Genomic DNA, 19,183 nt, shown 5'->3' with positions numbered 1-19,183 from the left:
AGGCCGGCCGGGCCCTACAGGCTTTTCGCCAGGGCCTCGAGCTGGTCGGCGGCCATGTTCCAGCCCTCGTGAAAGCCCATCTGCTCGTGCTGCCTGAGCGTTTCCTCGTTCCAGTGCATGGCCTGGGCGCGGTAATGCGTCCGCTGGCCCCGCGGTTCGAAATGCACATGCGAGACCATGAAGGCCCGCGCGGTCGGCAGCCAGCCCGGCCGGAAGGCGTCGGTCGAGACCAGCCGGCGCTGCGGCTCGATCTCCAGGAACACGCCGATATTCTCGAACCGCTCGCCGTCGGGGCCGTTCATGACGGTGAAGAAGGCCCCGCCCGGTCGCAGGTCGATGCGCGCCTCGGAGACATGCCAGGGCTTCGGGCAGAACCATTGCTTCAGCAGGTCCGGCTGGGTCCAGCAGCGCCAGAGCCGGTCGACGGGCGCATCCAGGACGCGCTCGAGCGTCAGCACGTGGTCGGGTGCGGTGGTCATGGCATTTCCTCCTTGCGGGCCGATCTGCGGGATGCGCTTGCGGGGCGAAACCCGCCTTGGCTGGCGGGGGAAGAGGCCGCCGCGTCCGGGAGCCGGGATCGCCCGCCCCCGATACTGGCGGGAAAATGCCCGCCGGCATAGCCCGCAAGCAGGGAAAGCGCCGCCGCCGGCACATGCGGCGGCATCCTGCCGGTGGCGCTGTTTCCGATCAGAAGGCGAAGTCGCCCAGGTCGAGCTGCGCCTTCTGCACGTCCTGGATGGTGACGATGGTATCGGCGGATAGCCGCAGCACCAGGTCGTCGCCGGCCTGCCGGGCACTGTTGATGACGGCCTGCACCTGCGCACGGCTGAATTCGTCGAAGTCCAGCCGGTCCATGCCGTTCTGGAAATCGGTGGTGATGCCGCGCCCGAACTCGAAGACATTGGCCGCCGCGCCGCCGGTCAGGACGTCGTTGCCGCGCCTGCCCTCCGGCCGGTCGTTGCCGCCAAAGCCGAATAGCCGGTCCTGGCCAGCCATCTTCGACAGCCCGTCGCCGGATGGCGTGCCGTTCAGCGTCTCGGCGAAGCTCGTCCCGCTCTTGCGCAGCATCTCTTGGCCCTTTCATGGTAAGGTGGCGGTTGCCCGTCCGCGGGATAACGGGGCCGCAATGCCGCAGGCTTGCTGACTGCCCTCTGATCCGGCCTGTCAGGCCGTCGTCAGGAACGCCCCGCCTGGGCGGAAGGCCGCCGGGCCGGGCTGTTGCCGTTTCGGCACGCCGCGCGCGGCGGCAGGGCCCCGCGCCGGTTTGGTCAGCCGCCCGTCGGTTCCCGGACGCTAACAGGGGCGGCACGAGACGGCTTGCCGCCATTCTCCTTCTGTCGCTGCTGCCGCCCTTTCTGGCGGTCGGCCAGGGCATCGCCAAGCCGGATTTCGAACAGGCGCGCGAGGCGGTCGAGGGCGGCCGGATCCTGCCCCTTGCCGAGGTGCTGGCACGGCTGCACGAAACCCAGCCCGGACGGGTGATCGAGGTGGACCTGGACGACGAGGACGGCATGATGATCTATGAGGCCGAGCTGGCGACCCCCGACGGCCGCCTGATCGAGGTCGAGATCGACGCGGCCTCGGGGCGGATACTGGCCCTGGACGAGGAGGACGGGGACTGATGCGCACCTTGATCGTCGAGGATGAGCTCCGGATCGCCGCCGATCTGGAGCGGGGGCTGAAGGCGGCGGGCTTCCTGGTCGAGACGGCCGGCGAAACCGCGCTGCGCACGCTTCCCGGCCCGCGCGGCGAGCCGCTGCTGGCCAACTGGCTGCAGATCACCGTCGGCCCGCGTCCGCTACGCCAGGTCGGCGCCATGTCGATCGCGAACTGGCCCGCGCCTGCCTCCGGTCCGGCCGCGATGCACAAAGCGCCGAGCCGGGGCGGATCGCGACCCGGCTGATCGGCGTGCTGCGCCGCACGCCGCTGGGCGCCGGCATCGACTGGCAGTTTTCGGCGCCCCCCCGGCCTTGCCGCCCGCACCGACCCCGACGAACTGACAGAGGCGCTCGGCGCGTTGCTGGAAAACGCCATGCGCCATGCGCACCGTTCGCGTCTCGGCCCGCCGCAAGGCCGGCCGCATCCTCGTCGCTGTCCGGGACGACGGGCCGGGCATTCCCGAGACGGATCTGGAACGGCTCCTCCAGCGCGGCCTCAGCCTCGATCCCAGCGGTGAGGGGCAGGGTATCGGCCTGGCCGTGGTCGCCGAGATCGTCGATGTCGCGCAGGGGGAACTGCGGATGCGCAACGCCCGTCCCGGCTTCCGGGCCGAATTGCATCTCGACGCGGCAGCGCCCCATTCCCAGGTCGCGCCGCTTTCACCGTTTTGCAGATACTCATGAGGCAGGCGCCCCCGGTGCTGTCCTGGCCCGATGAATGCACTCAGGGCAGCGTGACCGCCAGGTTGTCGATCAGCCGCACCCCGTCGAGCCAGGCCGCGACCAGCAGCCGCGCCGGCCGGCCCGGCTGCGGCTTGCCCAGGGTTTCGCCGTCGCGCAGTTCCAGATATTCGACCGGACCCACGCCCGCCGCCTCCAGCCCGGCCTGCGCCGCGGCCAGAGCGGCCTCGGCGGGCTCGCCGGCCTCGATCCGCCGCGCCGCCTCGAACAGCGCCTGCGGCAGCGCGGCGGCGCGCGCCCGCCCCTCGGCCGTCAGGCGCTGGTTGCGCGAGGACAGCGCCAGCCCGTCCCCGGCCCGCACGCAGGGGCAGGGCACGATCTCGACCGGCAGCTTCAGATCCTGCACCAGCCGGCGTACCAGCTGCAGCTGCTGCCAGTCCTTCTCGCCGAAAAACGCCCGGTCGGCCTGGGTCATGTTGAACAGCAGCGTCACCACCGTGGCCACGCCGTCGAAATGGCCCGGACGATGCGCCCCTTCCAGCGGGGCCGTCACGCCCGAGACCGAGACCACCGTGGCGTGGTCGGGCGGATAGACCTCGTCGCCATCGGGCACGAACAGCGCATCGACGCCCAGGGGCGCCAGCAGTTCCGCATCGGCATGTTCGGTGCGGGGATAGCGGGCGAAATCCTCGGCATTGTTGAACTGGCGCGGGTTGACGAACAGGGTCACGATCACCCGGTCGCAACTGGCCCTGGCGGCCCGGACCAGGCTCAGGTGCCCTTCGTGCAGCGCGCCCATGGTCGGCACCACGCCGATGCTTTCGCCGCGGGATTTCCAGCCGCGCACCAGCGCGCGCAGCTCGGCCAGCGGCCGGACGATGGGCGCGCTCATGCGGGCCTGCCCTCGCCGAAGACATGTTCGGGGCCAGGAAAGCGCCGGGCGCGGACCTCGGCGGCATAGCCGGCGATGGCGGCATCGGCATCGCGGCCCAGTTCGGCATAGCGCTTGACGAATTTCGGCCGGAAATCCGCGAACAGGCCCAGCATGTCGTCCACCACCAGCACCTGCCCGTCGCAATCGAGACCCGCCCCGATGCCGATGGTCGGCACGGCGATCTCCTGCGTGATGCGCGCCCCCAGCGCCGCGGGCAGCTTCTCCAGCACCACGGCAAAGGCGCCGGCGTCGGTCAGCGCGGCGGCGTCCTGGGCGATGCGGTCGGCCTCGTCCCGGCCGCGGCCCTGCACCTTGTAGCCGCCCAGCACATTGACCGCTTGCGGCGTCAGCCCGACATGGCCCATGACCGGAATGCCGCGCGCGACCAGGAAGGCCACCGTCTCGGCCATGTGCCGCCCGCCCTCCAGCTTGACCGCCTGGCAGCCGGTCTCGGCCATCAGCCGTGCCGCGTTGCGCATGGCCTGTTCGCGCCCTTCCTCGTAGCTGCCGAAGGGCATGTCCACCACCAGGCAGGCGCGCGAGCAGCCCCGCGCCACCGCCTTGCCGTGCAGGATCATCATCTCCATGGTCACGCCGATGGTCGAGGGCAGGCCGTGCAGGACCATGCCTAGGCTGTCGCCGACCAGCGCGATGTCGCAATGCGCATCGACCAGCCGGGCCATGGGGGTGGTATAGGCGGTCAGGCAGACCACCGGCTCGCCGCCCTTGCGGGCGCGGATGTCACCGGGGCCAAGCTGGCTCTTGCGATCAGGGGTCGCGCTCATCACTTCCTCCGTTATCCAGGGCCTTGGCGGCCGCCGCCCGAATATTGGATTCGCGCCGCCATGTCTCGCAATAAAATGATGCAGATGCAGCATTCTTGCGCAGGAAAATAAGCCGGCCGGCCGGGGCAGCAATCGATGCTCAGAATTTCAAAAGCAAATACAATATGTTGGAATTAACCCCGCCCCAAGGCCGGCCCCCGTCCGGCAAGGCATGGCCGCCCCCGCGCGGCCGGCGGCTTCTTCGTTCCCCAAATACCCATGCGGCGGTGCCATCCGCGGCCAGACCTGCCCGCATGGATGCCCGCCCGCATGGATGCCGGCCCGCCCGATCCGCCCCGGCCCGCGGCTTGACATGCCGGGGACCGGGGCCTAGTGCCGGATCTGGCCCCTTGCGGGGCCGGACCAACCAGCGCCGCGCCGAATGCGGCCGTTTCCTCGGGATCGAGACATGACGCTGAAAGCTGCCATCCTTGGGGCCTCGGGCTATACGGGTGCCGAACTCGTCCGCATCCTGGCCACCCATCCCCGGATCCAGATCGCCGCGCTGTCCGCCGACCGCAAGGCGGGGCAGGGCTATGACGAGGTCTTCCCGCATCTGCGACATCTCAGGCTGCCGGCGCTGGTCAGGATGGAGGAGATCGACTTCTCGGCCATCGACCTGGTGTTCTGCGCCCTGCCGCACGGCCTTAGCCAGCCGCTGGTCGGGCAATTGCCGGGCGATGTGAAGATCGTCGACCTGGGCGCCGATTTCCGGCTGCGCGACCCGGCGGATTACCGGAAATGGTACGGGCTCGACCATGCCGCGCCCGAGATCCAGCCGCAGGCGGTCTATGGCCTGACCGAGTTCTATCGCGACCAGATCAAGGGCGCGCGGCTGGTCGCCGGCACCGGCTGCAACGCCGCCACCGTGCAATTCGCGCTGCGGCCACTGATCGCATCAGAGCTGATCGACCTCGACGACATCATCTGCGACCTCAAGAACGGCGTGTCCGGGGCGGGGCGCTCGCTCAAGGAAAACATGCTCTTCGCCGAACGCTCAGAGGATGTGGCGGGCTATTCCCAGGGCGGCAAGCACCGCCACCTGGGCGAGTTCGACCAGGAGTTTTCGGCCATTGCCGGGCGCGAGGTGCGCATCCAGTTCACCCCGCATCTGGTGCCGGTGAACCGCGGCATCCTGGCGTCCTGCTATCTCAAGGGCGAGCCGCAGGCGGTGCATGCCGCGCTGGCCGAGGCCTATGCCGACGAGCCTTTCATCGTCGTGCTGCCCTTTGGCCAACTGCCGGCGATGGCGCATGTGCAGGGTTCGAACTTCTGCCATATCGGCGTGACCGGCGACCGGATCTCGGGGCGGGCGCTGGTCGTCTCGACGCTGGACAACCTGTGCAAGGGCTCTTCGGGTCAGGCGGTGCAGAACGCCAACCTGATGCTGGGCCTGCCGGAAACCGAAGGGCTGATGCTGGCGCCGATCTTTCCCTGACCGGAACCATAGGGCGAGGTTGCGCGTCTTGTCTGGGATAGGGGCGGCGTTTCGCCGCCCTGAAGGAGGACAGCAAGATGCGTAGCCTGATTGCGACTGCCGCTTCCGCCATGCTGCTTGTTCTGGCCGGTTGCGGCGACAATCCCACCGAACGCGCCGCCACGGGCGGTCTGGGCGGGGCGGTCATCGCCGGTCCCGCCGGCGCCGTGGTGGGCGGGACCATCGGGGCCGCGACTGCCGATTGATCCGCATGATCCCGCGAGCCTGCGGATGATGCGGCGGAACGCAAAGGGGCAGGGCGCGAGGACGCCCCGCCCCCGAAAGCTTCAGCGATCAGCTCTTGGCGCGCTCGACATAGGTCAGGTCGGCGGTGTTGATGACGACCTTGGTGCCCACGCCGATATGCGGCGGCACCATGATGCGCACGCCGTTATGCGCCATCGCCGGCTTGTAGCTGGACGAGGCGGTCTGGCCCTTGACCACCGGTTCGGTCTCGACCACCTCGACCGTCACCTTCTGCGGCAGCTCGATGGCGATGGCGACGCCGTTATGGACCTGCAGGAAGACGCTGATGCCGTCCTCCAGGAACACCTTGTCGTCGCCGACCACCTCGGGCGAGACCACGACCTGCTCATAGCTTTCCGGCTCCATGAAGTGAAAGCCCTCGCCGTCCTCGTAAAGGAAGTTATAGGCGCGCTCGTCGACATGGGCACGCTCGACCTGTTCGGTGGTCTTCCAGCGTTCCGAGACCTTGTTGCCGTCCGAGATGCGGCGCAGCTCGACCTGGGTCGTCGGGGTGCCCTTGCCGGGGTGGAAATTGGTCGCCGTCAGGACGACATGGAGCTTGCCGTCGATCTCGACGACATTGCCTTTGCGAAGGCTGGAGGCGATGACTTTCAAGGCGGTTTCCCTTGCCTGCTTTTCAAATTCCGGGATGCCGGATACCAAGTCCGGCAGGATGACATCCCATAGCGTTTTTCGCAGCTTTGCGCCAGCCGCAAGGGAAAAACGACACAGATGCAGGAGGTGCGCGCATGAAACCCGCCGATGAAAGCCCCTGGTGGGACCGTGACCGCCATGCCGGGCGCCGGCCGCTGCTGCTGGCGCGAAACCGCATCCAGGCCGCGATCCGCGACTGGCTGGGCGCGCAGGGCTTCGTCGAGGTCGATCCGCTGGCCCTGGCGGTCAGCCCGGGCAACGAGGCGCATCTGCACGCCTTCGCCACCGACCAGATCGGCAATGACGGCGTGCCGCGGCGGATGTATCTGCATACCAGCCCCGAATTTGCCATGAAGAAACTGCTGGCCGCGGGCGAGGAGCGCATCTTCGCCTTCGGCCATGTCTGGCGCAACCGCGAGCGCGGGCCGCTGCACAGCCCCGAGTTCTGCATGCTGGAATGGTATCGGGCGGGCGAGGATTACCGCGTGCTTTTCGACGATTGCGCGCAATATCTGCGCCATGCGGCGGAATGCGCGGGCGCCGAGATGCTGCGCTTTCGCGGCGCCGAATGCGACCCCTATGCCACGCCCGAGGTGATGAGCGTGGCCGAGGCCTTCCGCGACTATGCCGGCATCGACCTGCTTTCGACCTGCGACGGGGCCGAGACCGATGCCGCGGCCCTGCGCGCCCAGGCCGAGGCGCGGGGGATCCGCCTGGCGGCGGACGACGGCTGGTCCGATATCCTGTCGCGCGTGCTGGTGGAGCGGGTCGAGCCGCATCTGGGCCATGGCCGGCCGCTGATCCTGGACCGCTACCCCGCGCCCGAGGCGGCGCTGGCGCGGCGCGCCGCGGACGAGCCGCGCGAGGCCGAGCGGTTCGAGCTTTACGCCTGCGGCGTCGAGCTGGCCAACGGTTTCGGCGAACTCACCGACCCGGCCGAGCAGCGCCGCCGCTTCGAGCTGGAGATGGCGGAAAAGGCGCGGGTCCATGACGAACGCTATCCGCTGGACGAGGATTTCCTGCGCGCGCTGGCCTTCATGCCGCCGGCCTCGGGCTGCGCGCTGGGGTTCGACCGGCTGGTGATGCTGGCCACCGGCGCACCGCGCATCGACGAGGTGATCTGGACCCCGCTGCCGGCCGGATGATGCCCCGCCACCGGCAGGGGCCCGATGCCCTTTCGGGAAGGGCGGCCTCTTGCCGGCGCCGGTTTTCCGGCTTTCGGCGCGGGACATCGGACGCTAGGCTGCGGCAAAAGGCTTGACCAAGGGGACAGGAATGCGGCTTTCATTGCGACTTTCGGCGACGCTCACGGCCATGGCTCTGCTGCTTGGGGGGTGCGCCGGCCAATATCCCGGCGCGGGGGTTCCCCAGCAGAGCCAGGAGATCAAATGGGGCCGCTACCAGAACCCGCCGGCCGAAAAGGTCGCCGGGCTGCGCAACTGGGTCGAAGGCTTCAAGGCCAGCGCCCGCGGCCAGGGCATCAGCGACGGCACGCTGGAATTCGCCTTCCGCGACGTGACCTATAACCCCGAGGCGCTGCGCCGCTCGCAGAACCAGGCGGAGTTCAAGAAATCGCTGTGGGAATACCTGGAGAACGCGGTTTCGGAAAAGCGTCAGGCCAACGGCCGGGCGGCGCTGGCGCAATATGGCGGCGTGCTCACGCGGGTCGAGGCGACCTATGGCGTGGACAAGGAGGTCGTTGCCGCGGTCTGGGGCATGGAATCGACCTATGGCGAGCGGCGCGGCGACCTGCCGCTGATCGAAAGCCTGGCCACCCTTGGCTATGAGGGCTATCGCGGTGATTTCTTCCGCAGCCAGCTGATGGCGGCGCTGAAGATCCTGCAATCGGGCGACATCGACCCCGGCCACATGACCGGCAGTTGGGCCGGCGCCATGGGGCATACCCAGTTCATCCCGACCACCTATCTTGCCTTCGCGGTGGATTTCACCGGCGACGGCCGGCGCGACATCTGGTCGAACGACCCGTCCGACGCGCTGGCCTCGGCCGCGAACTACCTGGCGAAATCGGGTTGGCAGCGCGGCCTCCCGGCGGCGGTCGAGGTCACGCTGCCGCCCGGCTTCAACACCGCGCTGGCCGGCAAGGGCAAGCGGCGCAGCGTCGCGGAATGGCAGTCCCTGGGCGTGCGCCAGGCCAACCAGCGGCCGCTGCCGCCCGCCGGCACCTCGACCGAGCTGATCGTGCCCGGCGGTGCCTCGGGCGCGGCCTTCCTGATCACCCGCAACTTCCACGCCATCCTGCGCTACAACAATGCCGACAGCTATGCGCTGGCGGTGTCGCATCTGGCGGACCGGCTCAAGGGCTATCCGGGACTGGCCAATCCCTGGCCGGCCGACCATCCCGGCCTGCGCATCGAGCAGCGCAAGGAGATGCAGCGCCTGCTGACCGCCCGCGGCTTCGACACCCAGGGGGTGGACGGCAATGTCGGCTCGAACACGATCAGCGCCATCCGCGCCTATCAGGCCTCGCGCGGGCTGCCGGTGACGGGCGAGCCGTCGGCCGCGTTGCTCGAGCAGCTGCGTCGCGGCTGACGGGTGAAGCGGCCGGGCCGGCGCCGCCCGGCCTTTCTCGGCATCGGTTCCCTGCTTGCTGCCGGGTCGCGTGGGAAGGCGGGCGCTGATCGGTGCCCCGATTGCGGGCCCCGGGCCGGGTGCCCGCCCTTGCGGCTTTGGCGCCGGGCTCATCGGCCTTTGAGTCCCGTATTTGCCCTGGCGAGGGTATTGCGAACCGCGCGGACCGTTTTCCTGCGGATCTTCGCGCCAAGCCATTCGACAGGCCGCAAGCCGGTGTTCACCAAGGGCAAGGACACGGCTGATGCCCTGGCATGATCCATGTTCCCGGCCAGAATCTTGCCGGTCGCTATGGCGCGTTTGACGGTCGCCGGTAGCAAGGTCGCCGGCATCCCGCGGAAGAGTGATCCGCCGCGCCCGGCTTGGATCGCGGCGCCGGAAGCGCCTGAAGGTCGGCATTCCCTATCGCGGATCGCAGGGACCGCTGCACCTGTCGATCGACAGCATTGGCATCACGGCCGGGGGCGAGGGGAATGGAACGCGCGCAAGCATGGCGGGCCCAAGCGGCGCGTCCGGCGCAAGATCCGCCTGGGGATTGGCGAGAAAACCCCGGAAATACGGGCGGCAGAATGCACCAGCAGCGACCTCGGCGACGCACCGATGCTGCCAGAACCTCTCGACCCGATCCCTGCGGATCAGGATATCGCCAGCGTCACCGCCGACGGTGCCTTCGGCATGCGCAGGTGCCATGATGCCAGCGTCGCCCGTGGTGCCGCCGCGATCATGCCGCCCCGCAAGAACGCCAAACCCTGGGTGACGAACACAGCCGCAGCGATCATCCGCAGCAAGGCTCGGCGTGCATCCAGACGCTTCGGCAAGGCCATCTGGCGACGACGGCGCGGCTATCATCGCCTGGGCCGTGTCGAGAGATGTAAGGAGGATCAGAAAACGGTCCAGTGGACTGTTTTCCCGATGATCGGATGCATTGCGTGAAGCTGCCGGGTCAGCGACTGACAGCGCGGGACTTCGACCGTCAAGCTGCAGAGTTCCGGGCCCGGGTTGCCGTGCTGAACGGGTTCACCGCCCTCGACATATCCGTCACCCAAGCCGTGGGACAAGCCTGTCCGGGGAAAGGGGCACTCCGGCCATCAACCGATTCGTGCAGCAGAGCCGCGGCATGGCGAAATACGGCGTCATCAACCCGATCTTTCGGCCTTAGCCCATCGACCTGGATTTCGACGATACCCTGATCTTCGAGGGCATCTTGGTCGACGAACGCACGGGCGAGCAATATTACCTCGACGCGCATGTCGCTTGTCGCCGGGCCTGCTTCAACGCCATGGAATATCTGAGGAGGCTCGGCCGTTCGGGCGAGCAGGGCTACATGATCCTCGGCGCCGTCCCGGTCGAGAGCCGCATCGCCGGCATCGTGGACATCCCCCTGTCGGCGCGACGCCGGCGCTCCCGACCGGCATCCTCGACTTCGACATCCGGCCCGGCGGTGACGGGCCGAAACGCCCGGTCACGGGGGGGCGGTCGCCAGGACCGGCTGACGGCGCCCCGCGCCCGCGTCCCGGCTTTCGGCACGTACGGCTCCACCAAAAGAGAGGTCCATGCCGCTTGCTTTCTATTGTTCCATATGGGCGCGGTGCAGTTTCTCAGCGGGCTGTGGCTCATGGGCCGGATCGAGGATCGCGAGATCGTGGCGATCAACCTGGTCTCGGGCCTGACCAAGCGCGACCGCCTGCCGATCTGCGTTTGCAGCCTGTGCAAGAAGAAGGCGCGGTCTCCCTTGCGGCGCTGGATGCGGGGCAATGCTGGGCACCGTTTGTCGGACCGCCTTGCTGCAAGCCCAGGCCATGCATGTCAGTAGGGCAGGCCCACGTAATTCTCGGCCAGTTCGCGGCGCGCGGTCTCGGATTCCGCCAGATGTGCCAGCGTGGCGCGGCGCATCTGCGCGGCGAAACCGTCCTCGCCGTCGAAACGGTGCAGCATCATGGTCATCTGCCAGCTGAAGCGCATCGCCTTCCAGATCCGCGCCAGCGCGCGGTCGGAATAGGTGTCGAGCCCGGCCTGATCGCCCTGCTTCAGCGCCGCAATCAGCGCCTGATGCAGGTAGAACACGTCCGACACCGCCAGGTTCAGCCCCTTGGCGCCGGTCGGCGGCACGATATGCGCGGCATCGCCCACCAGGAACAGCCGGCCCCAGCGCAGCGGCTCCGAGACGAAGCTGCGCAGCGGCGCGACGGATTTCTCGATCGAGGGGCCGGTGACCAGCCGCGCCGCGGCCTGGGCGGGGATGCGGCGGCGGAACTCGGCCCAGAAGCGGTCGTCGGGCCAGTCCTCGACCCGGTCGCTCAGCGGCACCTGCACGTAATAGCGCACGAGATTGTGGTTGCGCATCGAGGCCAGCGCGAAACCATGCGGCGAATTGGCATAGATCAGCTCGTCGGCGACCGGCGGCGTGCGCGACAGGATGCCCAGCCAGCCGAAGGGATAGACCCGCTCGAATTGGCGGCGCCGATCCTCGGGGATGGTCCTGCGCGAGACGCCGTGAAAGCCGTCGCAGCCCGCGACATAGGCGCAGCTCAGGCGGTGGCGCCGGCCGCCCTGCGTGTATTCGACCGCCGCCTGCGGCCCGTCGAGGTCGAGGATGCGCACATCCTCGACGCCGTGCAGGATGGTGGTGCCCATGGCGTCCTGCGCGTCGTAGAGGTCATGCGTGACCTCGGTCTGGCCATAGACCATGACCTGCCTGCCGGTCAGCGCCTTGAAATCGACATGCACCATCAGGTCGGCATCGGTGAGCCAGGCGCCGTCATGCGCGATGCCCTCGGCATCCATGCGGGCGCCGACCCCGGCCTCGCGCAGCAGCTCGACGCTGCCCCATTCCAGGATGCCGGCGCGGATGCGCGACAGCACATGCTCGCGGCTGGCGCGTTCCAGGATGACCGTGGCGATGCCGGCGCGGTTCAGAAGCTGCGACAGCAGCAGCCCCGAAGGCCCGCCGCCGATGATGACGACCTGAGTGTCCATGACGATGTCCGCTTGTTTCCCTGACTTGCAGCATAGGCGGCGGGCGGGCGGCGATGAATGGACGCGGGCGGCAAAGACTTGTATGAATCGTGCATGAGCGCGCCCGGCCCCATCCCGGTCTTCAACCTGTTCGGCGAGACTGCCGCCTTCCCGGACGTGATCCATTGCGAGCGGATCTGGGACCGGGCGCGTCTGCACGACTGGGCGATCTCGCCGCATCGCCATCGCGAGATGATGCAGGTCTTCGCCATGCGGCAGGGCGAGGCGCAGGTGATGCTGGACGGCGATGCCGCGTGCCTGCATGACGGGCAATTCCTGTTCGTGCCGGCGCTGGTCGTGCATGGTTTCCGCTTCCGCAAGGGCAGCGAGGGCATGGTGCTGTCCTTTCCGCTGAGCGTCGCCGCCGGCTTGCAGGCCGCCTCGGCCGAGATCGGCCGGCACCTGTCGCGCCCGTTCTTCGGCGCGCTGGACGAGGGGCTGCTGACGCTGATCGGCCAGCTCTCTGACGCCTTCGCCGGCCAGGGCGCCTATCGCGGGCCGCTGCTGGCGGCGCTGTCGCATGCCCTGCTGACCGCGATCTGCGAACTCGACCGCGCGGCCTTGGCCGAGACGGTCGGCGGCAGCCCGCAGCGGCTGCAGCGGCTTGCGGCGCTGGTCGCGGCGCATATGGCCGAGGGCTGGCGGCCCGGCGACTATGCCCGCGCGCTGGCGATCACGCCCGGCCATCTGAACCGGCTGTGCCGCGAGGCGACGGGGGGCAGCGCCTCGCGCCATATCGAGGGGCTGGTGATGGCCGAGGCCTGCCGGCTGCTGGCCTTTACCCAGCTGCCGGTGGCCGAGATCGGCTATCGGCTGGGCTTTCACGACCCGGCGCATTTCTCGCGCCGGTTCCGGCTTTTGCGCGGCACGACGCCAAGCGCCTATCGCCGGCCCTTCATGACCGTCGCCTGACTGCTGGCACCAATCGCGCCGTCAGCCGCCCGCCGCCCGGCCGGCGATCTGGCGCGCCACCTGTTCCAGCGTGGCAAGGCCCGGTGCCGCGGCGGCTTGCCGGCGGGTCATGCCGACCGCGCCGGACAGGAACCTGGCACCGGTCGGGAATTCGACCAGCAGGCCGCGCTCGACCTCGTCCAGCACCACCCCGCGCGAGATGAACCACAGGCTGTCCGAGGCCAGGCAGATCCCCCGCCCCAGCGCCAGCGACACCGTCTCGACCAGCGGCCGGCCGCCGGCCAGCCCCAGCGAGACCAGATAGGCATCGACCGAGGCGCGGATCAGCGCCGTCGCCGGCGGCAGGATCAGCGGCGCCTCGCGCAGCGCCTCGGCGGCCGGCCGGCCGGCCGCGGGATGGCCGGCGCGCGCCACCAGCACGACGTCCTCCTCGTAAAGGTGATCGAAGCTCAGCCCCGCCATTTCCGAGGGGCTGGGCAGGCGCCCGATCATCAGGTCGATGCTGCCCGCGCGCAGCATGCGGATCAGGTAGTGATGCGGCCCGGTCTCGACCGCCAGCGTCACCTCGGGCAGGATCTGCCGCAGCCGCAGCACCACCTGCGGAAAGAACCGCGTCGCCACCGTGGGCAGCACGCCGACCCGGATCGTGCCGCTGGTCCCCGGCCGCAGCGCCGCCGCGCCTGCCTCCAGCGCCTGCAGGGCCTGGGCGGCATGGTGGCGAAACAGCGCGCCCTGTTCGGTCAGCACCAGCCGCCGCCCCTGGCGCAGGAACAGCCGCTGCCCCAGCAGCGTCTCCAGCTCGGCCAGGGTGCGCGACAGCGCCGGCTGGGTGATGCCTTGCCGGCGGGCGACGGCGGACAGCCCGCCCTCGGCCGCGATGTCCAGAAAGGCGCGGATATGGCGCAGCTTGATCGCCGGATGCATAATGGAATGATTATACATGATCGCTCGTTTAGCATTTTTCGCCCGGAACAGGCTGTGGCAGATTATGGGTGAGAGAGGAGTTGCCATGCAAGTTCTGATGCGACCCTGGGGGGCGATGCATTACCGGATCGACGGGCCCGAGGACGGGTTGCCGGTGGTTTTCGCCAATTCCCTGGGCACCGACCTGCGGCTTTGGGACGCGGTGCTGCCGCTTCTGCCGGGCATCCGCGCCATTCGCTACGACAAGCGCGGCCACGGCCTGTCCGATTCCGGCGGCCCCGTCTCGATCGCCGATCTGGCCGAGGACGCCGCGGCGCTGACCGAGGCGACCGGCGGACCGGCGGTCTTCGTCGGCCTGTCCATCGGCGGCATGATCGGCCAGGCGCTGGCCGCGCGCCGGCCCGAGTTGCTGCGCGCGCTGGTGCTGTCGAACACGGCGCCCCGCATGGGTGCGCCCGAGATCTGGGCCGCCCGCATCGCCGCCGTCCGTGCCGGCGGCGTCGCCAGCATCGCCGATGCGGTGATGGAGCGCTGGTTCGCCCCCCCCTTCCGCGCCACGCCGGCGCTGCATCCCTGGCGCAACATGCTGGCCCGCTGCGACGCGCAGGGCTACATCGCCGCCTGCGAGGCCATCGCCGCCGCCGACCTGACCGAAGCCGCCGCCAGCCTGCGCCTGCCCGCGCTGGTGATCGCCGGGGACCAGGACGGCTCCTCGCCGCCGGATCTGGTGCGCGGCACCGCCGATCTGATCCCCGGCGCGGATTTCCACGTCATTCCCGGCGCCGGCCATCTGCCCTGCGTCGAAACCCCCGCCGCATGGGCCGCGCTGCTGGCCCCCTTCCTTCAGGACCACGCCCGATGAGTGACCGTTACGACCAAGGCATGACCACCCGGCGCCGGGTGCTGGGCGATGCCCATGTCGCCCGCGCCGAGGCCGCCAAGACCGATTTCGACGAGCCCTTCCAGAGGCTGATCACCGAATCCGCCTGGGGCGCGGTCTGGTCGCGCGACACGATCAGCCCGCGCGAGCGCTCGATGCTGACCATCGCGCTGCTGGCGGGGCTGGGCAACGACCACGAACTGGCCTTGCATATCCGCGCCACCGCGAACACCGGCGCCACGCCCGGCGACGTGATCGAGGCGCTGCTGCATGTCGCCATCTATGCCGGCGTCCCGCGCGCCAACCACGCGATCAAGATCGCCAAGGAGACCTTTGCCGAAATGGAGGCGGCCAAGCGATGACCCTCAGCAATGCAACCGACCGCGGCCCGCTGTTCTTCCGCGACCGCGACTGGCACCCGCCGGCCTATACGCCGGGCTACAAGACCTCGATGACCCGCGCCCCGCATCGCGCGCTGGTGGCGCTCGGCTCGACGCTCAGCGAGGAAACCGGCCCCGCCTTCGGCCATGACATGATCGGGGTGCTGGACAACAACCTGGTGATGAACTTCACCGGCCAGCCTGCCATCGGCGAACGCATCATCATGCACGGCCGGGTGCTGGACGAGAACGGCCGCGGCGTGCCGAACGTGCTGGTCGAGATCTGGCAGGCCAATGCCGGCGGCCGCTACCGCCACAAGAAGGACGGCTACCTGGCGCCGCTCGACCCGAATTTCGGCGGCTGCGGGCGCACGCTGACCGGGCCGGACGGAAGCTACGAATTCCTGACCATCCGCCCGGGCGCCTATCCCTGGCCGAACCATGTCAACAACTGGCGGCCGATGCATATCCACATCTCGGTCTTCGGCACCGGCTTCGGCCAGCGCCTGATCACCCAGATGTATTTCGAGGGCGACCCGCTGATCGCGAAATGCCCGATCGTCAACACCATCGGCCAGGACCGCGCCATCCAGGCGCTGGTGGCGCCCCTGGACATGAACCGGGCGATCCCGATGGACTGCCTGGCCTACAAGTTCGACATCGTGCTGCGCGGCCGCCGCCAGTCGTTCTTCGAAAACCGCAAGGAGGGGATGTGATGCAGGGACTGGACTATCTCAAGGAAACCCCCTCGCAGACCGCCGGCCCCTATGTCCATATCGGCCTGACCCCGAACGCGCTCGGCAATCCCGGCATCTATCCGCAGGACCTGGGCCTCTCGCCGATCCGCGAGGGCGCGCGGGGCGAGCGCATCATCATCACCGGCCGCGTCATCGACGGCGCCGGCATGGTCCTGCGCGATGCGCTTTTCGAAACCTGGCAGGCCGATGCGGATGGCATCTATCCCGGCAACGACCCGCGCGGCGCCGCCGATCCGAACGTCACCGGCTGGGCCCGGGTCGCGGCGGATTTCGACACCGGCATCTGGCGGCTGGAAACCGTCAAGCCGGGCCGCGTGCCCTTCCCGGACGGCCGGCTGATGGCGCCGCATATCAATGTCTGGCTGGTGGCGCGCGGCATCAATCTCGGGCTCCAGACCCGGATCTGCTTCGAGGACGAGGAGGCGGCCAATGCCGAATGCCCGGTCCTCGCCCGGATCGAGCACAAGGCCCGCATCCAGACGCTCATGGCGAAGCGGACCGGACCGGGCGAATACGGCTTCGACTTCAAGCTGCAGGGCGAGAACGAAACCGTCTTCTTCGACATCTGAGGGCAAGGCCATGACCGCAACCCCCTGCATCATCTGCGTCGCCATCACCGGCTCGCTGCCGACCAAGGACAACAACCCGGCGGTGCCGATCACCATCGAGGAGCAGGTCGAATCGACGCAGGAAGCCTTCGAGGCCGGCGCGACGATCGCCCATTGCCACGTCCGCGACGACGAGGGCCGGCCGAGTTCCGACCCCGAACGCTTCGCCCGGCTCAAGGAAGGGATCGAGACGCATTGCCCCGGCATGATCGTCCAGCTCTCGACCGGCGGCCGCTCGGGGGCGGGTCGCGCACGCGGCGGCATGCTGCCGCTGGCCCCCGACATGGCCTCGCTCTCGGTCGGTTCGAACAATTTCCCGACCCGGGTCTACGAGAACCCGCCGGACCTGGTGGACTGGCTGGCCGCCGAGATGGCGAAATACGATATCAAACCGGAAATCGAGGCTTTCGACCTCAGCCATATCCTCAAGGCGCATCAGATGTGGCAGGCGGGCCAGATCAAGGACCGGCCCTATGTGCAATTCGTCATGGGGGTGAAAAACGCCATGCCCGCCGACCGCGAGGTCTTCGACTATTACGTCCATACGGTGAAGCGCCTTTTCGGCGCCGATGCGCCCTGGTGCGCGGCGGGCATCGGGCCGAACCAGATCGTGCTGAACGACTGGGCGATCTCTGCCGGCGGCCATGCCCGCACCGGGCTCGAGGACAATGTCCGCCTCGACCGCGACAGGCTTGCCCCCTCCAACGCCGCGCTGGTGAAACGCGCCGCGGCGCTTTGCGAGAAATACCGCCGCCCGGTGGCGACCTGGCGCCAGGCCCGGCAGATCCTCGGCCTGCGCTCCCCTGAGCCTGCCGCCTGAGCCCCGCTGCCTGCCTCTCGCATCTTCTTTCTTGTCCCAATATCCTCGGGGGGTCCGGGGGGCAGACGGCCCCCCGGTCCTGCCATTGCAAAAGGACCGACCGATGCCCGCCGCAGCCGCCGACAGCGCCCTCTATCGCAGCCTGTTCTCGGATGACGAGACCGCCGCGCTCTTCGCCGACAGCGCCGAGATCCGCGCCATGCTGCTGGTCGAGGGCGCGCTGGCCCGCGCGCAGGCCCGGCTGGGCCTGATCCCCGAAACCGCCGGCGCCTTCATCGAGCGCGCCGCGCGCGAGGTGCAGATCGACCCCGCCGCGCTGGCTGCCGAGACGGCGACCAACGGCGTGCCGGTCCCGGCGCTGGTCGCGGCCTTCCGCAAGGCCATGGAGGCGCCCGATCATGCGCAATACCTGCATTGGGGCGCGACCAGCCAGGATATCATGGAAACCGGGCAGGCGCTGCGGCTGCGCCGGCTGACGGGGATCTGGGACGACAGGCTCGGCCGGCTGGCTGCCGCGCTCGGCCGGCTGGCCCGCGAGCATGCCGATCTGCCGATGGCGGCGCGGACCTACGGGCAGGCGGCGACGCCGACCGGCTTCGGCGCCGTGATCGCCGGCTGGGGCCATCCGCTGCTGCGCCACCGCGCACGCCTTCAGGCGCTGGCGCCGGACCTGGCCACCGTCTCGCTGGGCGGGGCGGCGGGCACGCTCTCGGCCATGGGGGCCGAGGGCCCCGCCGTGCGCGCCGGCCTGGCCGAGGCGCTCGGCCTCCATGATCCCGGCCACGGCTGGCATGCCGAACGCGACCGCATCGGCAATTTCGCCGCCTGGATGGCGGGGCTTTGCGCCAGCCTGGGCAAGATGGGCGAGGACCTGATCCTGATGGCGCAAAGCGGCATCGGCGAAATCCGCATCTCCGGCGCCGGCGGTTCCTCCACCATGCCGCAAAAGCAGAATCCGGTCGGCCCTTCGGTGCTGGTGGCGCTGGCGCGGCAGGCGGCGGCGCTGGCCTCGGCGCTGCACGGCGCCGGCATCCACCGCCAGCAGCGCGACGGCGCGGCCTGGTTCGTGGAATGGCTGACCCTGCCGCAGCTCTGCATCTCGACCGGCCGGGCGCTGGCGCTGGCGCTGGACCTGTCGGGGCGGATCGCGCCCGATGCGCAGGCCATGGCGCGCGGGCTCGACGACGGCAGCGGGCTGATCCATGCCGAGGCCTTCACCTTCGCCCTGGCCCGCCACATGCCGCGCCCCGAGGCGCAGGCCAGGATCAAGGCGCTCTGCGCCGAGGCGCAATCCGGCGGCCAGCCGCTGCCGGCGCTGGTCGCCCGCGACTTCCCGGATCTGGACCTTTCCGCCGCCGGCGGGCTCGGCACCGCCCCGGCCGAGGCGCGGGCCTTTGCCGAGGCTGCCGGCGCCTAAAGCCTGATCGTTTCAGGCTGGATCGGGCGCTCCCAGATCGGGGATGGTCTGCTTCGACATGGCTGCTGGGAAAGGAGGCCGGCATGCATGGCGAGACCTTTGTCCAGCGATCTTCGGACACGCGTTGTTGCGCGCGTTGCTGAGGGAGAGACGGTGCGCGCGGTTGCGTCTCTGTTCGGCCTCAGCGTGCCGAGCGTTGTGAAATGGTCCCGGAGATGGCGCGCGACAGGCAGTTGCGAGGCCAGTCCGATGGGCGGTAAGCGGCGCGATGTGATGGCGCCGGGACGGGACGACGCGCTGGCGCGGCTTGCGGAACACCCCTCGCTGCCCCTGCGCCGGCTCCGGGCCGGGCTGGCCGCGCGCGGGGTCAGGGTCAGCTATGGCGCGTTGTGGCGTTTCGCCCATG

Annotated in this window: 23 protein-coding genes and 1 pseudogene; 17 read left to right on the top strand and 7 right to left on the bottom strand. The window is 69.4% G+C overall.

Annotated elements, in window-relative coordinates; translation table 11 throughout:
- Window positions 1-14: 14 nt before the first annotated feature.
- The gene (locus ACDP63_RS02470; protein ID WP_024845836.1) at window positions 15-479 is read right to left on the bottom strand and encodes an SRPBCC family protein; all 465 of its coding nucleotides are present in this window, start codon (window positions 477-479) and stop codon (window positions 15-17) included.
- A gap of 208 nt (window positions 480-687) precedes the next feature.
- A complete protein-coding gene (locus ACDP63_RS02465; protein ID WP_024845837.1) occupies window positions 688-1,068 on the bottom strand; it encodes a hypothetical protein in 381 nt (126 codons plus the stop codon).
- Between ACDP63_RS02465 and ACDP63_RS02460 the strand changes: the two genes are divergently transcribed.
- From ACDP63_RS02460 to ACDP63_RS02450, 3 genes are all read left to right on the top strand, one after another.
- On the top strand, window positions 1,017-1,622 hold the full coding sequence (locus ACDP63_RS02460) for a PepSY domain-containing protein (protein WP_338119174.1): 606 nt from the start codon (window positions 1,017-1,019) through the stop codon (window positions 1,620-1,622). The two genes, ACDP63_RS02465 and ACDP63_RS02460, sit on opposite strands and share 52 nt — an antisense overlap.
- Window positions 1,622-1,903, top strand: coding sequence for a response regulator transcription factor (locus tag ACDP63_RS02455; RefSeq protein ID WP_024845839.1), 282 nt, complete (start codon window positions 1,622-1,624; stop codon window positions 1,901-1,903). The genes ACDP63_RS02460 and ACDP63_RS02455 overlap by 1 nt, the downstream gene beginning before the upstream one ends.
- Window positions 1,904-2,039: 136 nt before the next feature.
- The gene (locus ACDP63_RS02450) at window positions 2,040-2,342 is read left to right on the top strand and encodes an ATP-binding protein (RefSeq protein ID WP_409927678.1); all 303 of its coding nucleotides are present in this window, start codon (window positions 2,040-2,042) and stop codon (window positions 2,340-2,342) included.
- A 40-nt stretch (window positions 2,343-2,382) separates the two neighbouring features.
- On the opposite strand, the gene panC is transcribed toward ACDP63_RS02450, so the two are convergent.
- Both panC and panB read right to left on the bottom strand, forming a co-directional pair.
- Complete coding sequence (gene panC / locus ACDP63_RS02445) at window positions 2,383-3,231, bottom strand: pantoate--beta-alanine ligase (RefSeq protein WP_024845841.1); 849 nt, start codon at window positions 3,229-3,231, stop codon at window positions 2,383-2,385.
- The gene (gene panB / locus ACDP63_RS02440) at window positions 3,228-4,058 is read right to left on the bottom strand and encodes a 3-methyl-2-oxobutanoate hydroxymethyltransferase (protein WP_024845842.1); all 831 of its coding nucleotides are present in this window, start codon (window positions 4,056-4,058) and stop codon (window positions 3,228-3,230) included. Before panB ends, panC begins: the two co-directional genes overlap by 4 nt.
- Window positions 4,059-4,506: 448 nt before the next feature.
- On the opposite strand from panB, the gene argC reads away from it, so the two are divergent.
- Window positions 4,507-5,535 (top strand): N-acetyl-gamma-glutamyl-phosphate reductase, encoded by a 1,029-nt coding sequence (gene argC, locus ACDP63_RS02435; protein ID WP_024845843.1) that lies wholly within the window; start codon window positions 4,507-4,509, stop codon window positions 5,533-5,535.
- A 77-nt stretch (window positions 5,536-5,612) separates the two neighbouring features.
- Complete coding sequence (locus ACDP63_RS02430; protein ID WP_167521697.1) at window positions 5,613-5,780, top strand: hypothetical protein; 168 nt, start codon at window positions 5,613-5,615, stop codon at window positions 5,778-5,780.
- A gap of 88 nt (window positions 5,781-5,868) precedes the next feature.
- Here ACDP63_RS02430 and efp read toward each other — a convergent pair whose 3' ends face one another.
- Window positions 5,869-6,435: an elongation factor P gene (efp, locus tag ACDP63_RS02425; protein ID WP_024845844.1), complete on the bottom strand. Its 567-nt coding sequence runs from the start codon at window positions 6,433-6,435 to the stop codon at window positions 5,869-5,871.
- Between the two features lie 134 nt (window positions 6,436-6,569).
- On the opposite strand from efp, the gene epmA reads away from it, so the two are divergent.
- The 4 genes and pseudogenes from epmA (at window position 6,570) to ACDP63_RS02405 (ending at window position 10,876) form a co-directional block, all read left to right on the top strand.
- Window positions 6,570-7,619, top strand: a complete 1,050-nt coding sequence (gene epmA / locus ACDP63_RS02420) for an EF-P lysine aminoacylase EpmA (RefSeq protein ID WP_024845845.1) — start codon at window positions 6,570-6,572, stop codon at window positions 7,617-7,619.
- 130 nt (window positions 7,620-7,749) lie between these two features.
- Window positions 7,750-9,024 (top strand): lytic murein transglycosylase, encoded by a 1,275-nt coding sequence (locus ACDP63_RS02415; protein ID WP_024845846.1) that lies wholly within the window; start codon window positions 7,750-7,752, stop codon window positions 9,022-9,024.
- 406 nt (window positions 9,025-9,430) lie between these two features.
- Window positions 9,431-10,118, top strand: a pseudogene (locus ACDP63_RS02410) (IS5 family transposase); the annotation flags it as partial.
- A 149-nt stretch (window positions 10,119-10,267) separates the two neighbouring features.
- Complete coding sequence (locus tag ACDP63_RS02405) at window positions 10,268-10,876, top strand: AmiS/UreI family transporter (protein ID WP_024845848.1); 609 nt, start codon at window positions 10,268-10,270, stop codon at window positions 10,874-10,876.
- Here the strand turns inward: ACDP63_RS02405 and pobA are convergent.
- The gene (gene pobA / locus ACDP63_RS02400; RefSeq protein ID WP_024845849.1) at window positions 10,870-12,039 is read right to left on the bottom strand and encodes a 4-hydroxybenzoate 3-monooxygenase; all 1,170 of its coding nucleotides are present in this window, start codon (window positions 12,037-12,039) and stop codon (window positions 10,870-10,872) included. The genes ACDP63_RS02405 and pobA overlap by 7 nt on opposite strands.
- A 93-nt stretch (window positions 12,040-12,132) precedes the next feature.
- Between pobA and ACDP63_RS02395 the strand changes: the two genes are divergently transcribed.
- Entirely contained in the window at window positions 12,133-12,990 is an 858-nt protein-coding gene (locus tag ACDP63_RS02395) for a helix-turn-helix domain-containing protein (RefSeq protein ID WP_409927677.1), read from the top strand.
- Window positions 12,991-13,011: 21 nt separating this feature from the next.
- Here the strand turns inward: ACDP63_RS02395 and ACDP63_RS02390 are convergent, their stop codons facing one another.
- Window positions 13,012-13,932, bottom strand: a complete 921-nt coding sequence (locus ACDP63_RS02390) for a LysR substrate-binding domain-containing protein (RefSeq protein WP_177209307.1) — start codon at window positions 13,930-13,932, stop codon at window positions 13,012-13,014.
- Between the two features lie 67 nt (window positions 13,933-13,999).
- Between ACDP63_RS02390 and pcaD the strand changes: the two genes are divergently transcribed.
- From pcaD to ACDP63_RS02355, 7 genes are all read left to right on the top strand, one after another.
- Window positions 14,000-14,776: a 3-oxoadipate enol-lactonase gene (gene pcaD, locus ACDP63_RS02385; protein WP_024845852.1), complete on the top strand. Its 777-nt coding sequence runs from the start codon at window positions 14,000-14,002 to the stop codon at window positions 14,774-14,776.
- Entirely contained in the window at window positions 14,773-15,156 is a 384-nt protein-coding gene (gene pcaC / locus ACDP63_RS02380; RefSeq protein ID WP_024845853.1) for a 4-carboxymuconolactone decarboxylase, read from the top strand. The genes pcaD and pcaC overlap by 4 nt, the downstream gene beginning before the upstream one ends.
- Window positions 15,153-15,890 (top strand): protocatechuate 3,4-dioxygenase subunit beta, encoded by a 738-nt coding sequence (pcaH, locus tag ACDP63_RS02375; RefSeq protein WP_024845854.1) that lies wholly within the window; start codon window positions 15,153-15,155, stop codon window positions 15,888-15,890. Before pcaC ends, pcaH begins: the two co-directional genes overlap by 4 nt.
- Window positions 15,890-16,501, top strand: coding sequence for a protocatechuate 3,4-dioxygenase subunit alpha (gene pcaG, locus ACDP63_RS02370; protein ID WP_036748373.1), 612 nt, complete (start codon window positions 15,890-15,892; stop codon window positions 16,499-16,501). Before pcaH ends, pcaG begins: the two co-directional genes overlap by 1 nt.
- A 10-nt stretch (window positions 16,502-16,511) precedes the next feature.
- Window positions 16,512-17,360 (top strand): 3-keto-5-aminohexanoate cleavage protein, encoded by an 849-nt coding sequence (locus tag ACDP63_RS02365; RefSeq protein WP_024845856.1) that lies wholly within the window; start codon window positions 16,512-16,514, stop codon window positions 17,358-17,360.
- A 103-nt stretch (window positions 17,361-17,463) separates the two neighbouring features.
- Complete coding sequence (locus ACDP63_RS02360) at window positions 17,464-18,777, top strand: lyase family protein (protein ID WP_024845857.1); 1,314 nt, start codon at window positions 17,464-17,466, stop codon at window positions 18,775-18,777.
- Between the two features lie 87 nt (window positions 18,778-18,864).
- Window positions 18,865-19,183 (top strand): helix-turn-helix domain-containing protein (locus ACDP63_RS02355; RefSeq protein ID WP_409927676.1); only part of this gene is annotated, 319 nt, incomplete at its 3' end.

It is taken from the genome of Paracoccus sp. P2, assembly GCF_046335115.1.
GTDB classification, from domain to species: domain Bacteria; phylum Pseudomonadota; class Alphaproteobacteria; order Rhodobacterales; family Rhodobacteraceae; genus Paracoccus; species Paracoccus pantotrophus.
This window is presented reverse-complemented; position numbering and strand designations above follow the sequence as displayed.

Excerpts from the sequence above, each read along its gene's own strand:
- panC (WP_024845841.1), bottom strand. The coding sequence starts at position 3,231 with ATGAGCGCGCCCATCGTCCGGCCGCTGGCCGAGCTGCGCGCGCTGGTG.
- ACDP63_RS02365 (WP_024845856.1), top strand. The coding sequence starts at position 16,512 with ATGACCGCAACCCCCTGCATCATCTGCGTCGCCATCACCGGCTCGCTG.
- argC (WP_024845843.1), top strand. The coding sequence starts at position 4,507 with ATGACGCTGAAAGCTGCCATCCTTGGGGCCTCGGGCTATACGGGTGCC.
- ACDP63_RS02455 (WP_024845839.1), top strand. The coding sequence starts at position 1,622 with ATGCGCACCTTGATCGTCGAGGATGAGCTCCGGATCGCCGCCGATCTG.
- ACDP63_RS02390 (WP_177209307.1), bottom strand. The coding sequence starts at position 13,932 with ATGTATAATCATTCCATTATGCATCCGGCGATCAAGCTGCGCCATATC.
- ACDP63_RS02450 (WP_409927678.1), top strand. The coding sequence starts at position 2,040 with ATGCGCACCGTTCGCGTCTCGGCCCGCCGCAAGGCCGGCCGCATCCTC.
- pcaD (WP_024845852.1), top strand. The coding sequence starts at position 14,000 with ATGCAAGTTCTGATGCGACCCTGGGGGGCGATGCATTACCGGATCGAC.
- ACDP63_RS02465 (WP_024845837.1), bottom strand. The coding sequence starts at position 1,068 with ATGCTGCGCAAGAGCGGGACGAGCTTCGCCGAGACGCTGAACGGCACG.
- pcaH (WP_024845854.1), top strand. The coding sequence starts at position 15,153 with ATGACCCTCAGCAATGCAACCGACCGCGGCCCGCTGTTCTTCCGCGAC.
- pobA (WP_024845849.1), bottom strand. The coding sequence starts at position 12,039 with ATGGACACTCAGGTCGTCATCATCGGCGGCGGGCCTTCGGGGCTGCTG.
- ACDP63_RS02395 (WP_409927677.1), top strand. The coding sequence starts at position 12,133 with ATGAGCGCGCCCGGCCCCATCCCGGTCTTCAACCTGTTCGGCGAGACT.
- pcaC (WP_024845853.1), top strand. The coding sequence starts at position 14,773 with ATGAGTGACCGTTACGACCAAGGCATGACCACCCGGCGCCGGGTGCTG.
- ACDP63_RS02360 (WP_024845857.1), top strand. The coding sequence starts at position 17,464 with ATGCCCGCCGCAGCCGCCGACAGCGCCCTCTATCGCAGCCTGTTCTCG.
- pcaG (WP_036748373.1), top strand. The coding sequence starts at position 15,890 with ATGCAGGGACTGGACTATCTCAAGGAAACCCCCTCGCAGACCGCCGGC.
- ACDP63_RS02470 (WP_024845836.1), bottom strand. The coding sequence starts at position 479 with ATGACCACCGCACCCGACCACGTGCTGACGCTCGAGCGCGTCCTGGAT.
- ACDP63_RS02415 (WP_024845846.1), top strand. The coding sequence starts at position 7,750 with ATGCGGCTTTCATTGCGACTTTCGGCGACGCTCACGGCCATGGCTCTG.
- epmA (WP_024845845.1), top strand. The coding sequence starts at position 6,570 with ATGAAACCCGCCGATGAAAGCCCCTGGTGGGACCGTGACCGCCATGCC.
- panB (WP_024845842.1), bottom strand. The coding sequence starts at position 4,058 with ATGAGCGCGACCCCTGATCGCAAGAGCCAGCTTGGCCCCGGTGACATC.
- ACDP63_RS02460 (WP_338119174.1), top strand. The coding sequence starts at position 1,017 with ATGGCGTGCCGTTCAGCGTCTCGGCGAAGCTCGTCCCGCTCTTGCGCA.
- ACDP63_RS02430 (WP_167521697.1), top strand. The coding sequence starts at position 5,613 with ATGCGTAGCCTGATTGCGACTGCCGCTTCCGCCATGCTGCTTGTTCTG.